At 39.5% G+C, this 1445-nt stretch carries 1 protein-coding gene and 1 pseudogene; one reads left to right on the top strand and one right to left on the bottom strand.

Features of this window, described 5'->3' with window-relative positions:
- Positions 1-1229, top strand: a 1229-nt coding sequence (locus C200_RS03690) for a ComEC/Rec2 family competence protein (RefSeq protein ID WP_155276072.1), incomplete at its 5' end; no start/stop codon positions are given.
- Here the strand turns inward: C200_RS03690 and C200_RS16040 are convergent.
- Positions 1224-1445 (bottom strand): annotated as a pseudogene (locus C200_RS16040) (IS701 family transposase); the annotation flags it as partial. The gene C200_RS03690 and the pseudogene C200_RS16040 sit on opposite strands and share 6 nt — an antisense overlap.

The raw sequence follows: 1445 nt of genomic DNA, 5'->3' as shown, positions 1-1445 counted from the left end.
TGTCAGTGCGTAAGGTGAGTCGAAAAGTGCGTTTTTTATTTTTAATTGAGAGCATTAATCATCAACCGCTGTGGCCAGCACGCCAAGTGCGGTTAAATTGGTATCGCTTTAAACAGAAAAAGCAACAGGTATTAAAGGCGGGTGAGTCATGGCAATTTCAGGTAAAACTGAGAGCGCCTTTTGGCCTTGAAAATTTTATTGGCTTTAATTATCGACGCTGGCTTTATCAACATAGTATCCAAGCAACAGGACTGGTGATAGACCGTTATGGAAAAAAAGGTATTAATGGGAAATTAAGTTCGTCTCATGTTTTTAATTTACAACAATATCGCCAAAAGATTGCATGGTTTCTAGAGCGCATTGACTTGCATAATACGGCCTTGATCAAGGCCTTGGTGTTAGGTGAGCGCGCGGAGGTAAAGCGGTCAGTGCGAAATTTATTGCAGCAAACAGGGACGGCACACTTACTTGCCGTATCAGGCTTGCATATTGGCTTGATTGTGACGTTTACGTTCTTTTTGATCAGGGGAGTATTGCTTTGGGCTCCTGGAATGTCGAGAAAGTATCAAAATTCTGGTTATGCATTATTTATAGCGGCGATAGTGAGTCTTCTGGTTGCATTATGTTATAGTGCGTTGGCTGGCTTTTCTGTGGCAACACTGCGCGCTTGCTTGATGACGGTCTGTGTGTTGCTCGCTTTTTTATGTCGGCGAGTGGTGCCGATATGGGCGCTGTATCAGTATGCTTTGGTGGGAGTGGTTATATTATTCCCATTAAGTGTGCTATCTATCGGATTTTGGTTATCGTTCTTGAGTGTTGGAGTGCTTATTTTTGTTTGCACTGGGCGCCTTGCACAAACTAAGTTGCAAAAATATCTTAAACCACAGTGGGCATTATTAATTGCTTTAGCGCCTCTGTCATTGGCTTATTTTTTTAATATGCCGCTGATTGGTTTGCTCGCGAATTTGGTTGCGATTCCGTGGGTTGGCTTTTTAGTCTTGCCATTATTATTATTAGGGTTGCTTTTTATACCATTATCATATGAGCTTTCTTGGGTGTTATTTCATTGCGCTGATTTACAAATCACTTGGTTAATCAATGTATTACTTTATTTAGACCGCTGGCAGCTTTATATTCAACCCTTTTATGGTGTGCCAACATTAGTTTTATTGGTTTTTTCTTTTTTAGGGGCGTTAATTTTATTAACTCACCTTACGCACAGGTCATAAACATTTTAATCGCCTAAGCTCTTCAAAAGCTATTTGATTTGACCGCACAAGTAATTTATATTTGAGTGCAAAGTGGTTAAGTTGTGCTTTTACACTCAATGTTTCTAGTTTACAAAATGCCACGATTGATGCAAAAATATGATTGCATTGTGACCGAACAGTTTTAGTTGGTGATTTTGCTAAACTTGCATTTTGTTTAATCGACTTATGATATTC

This window comes from Piscirickettsia salmonis LF-89 = ATCC VR-1361 (assembly GCF_000297215.2).
Taxonomy (GTDB): domain Bacteria; phylum Pseudomonadota; class Gammaproteobacteria; order Piscirickettsiales; family Piscirickettsiaceae; genus Piscirickettsia; species Piscirickettsia salmonis.
This window is presented reverse-complemented; position numbering and strand designations above follow the sequence as displayed.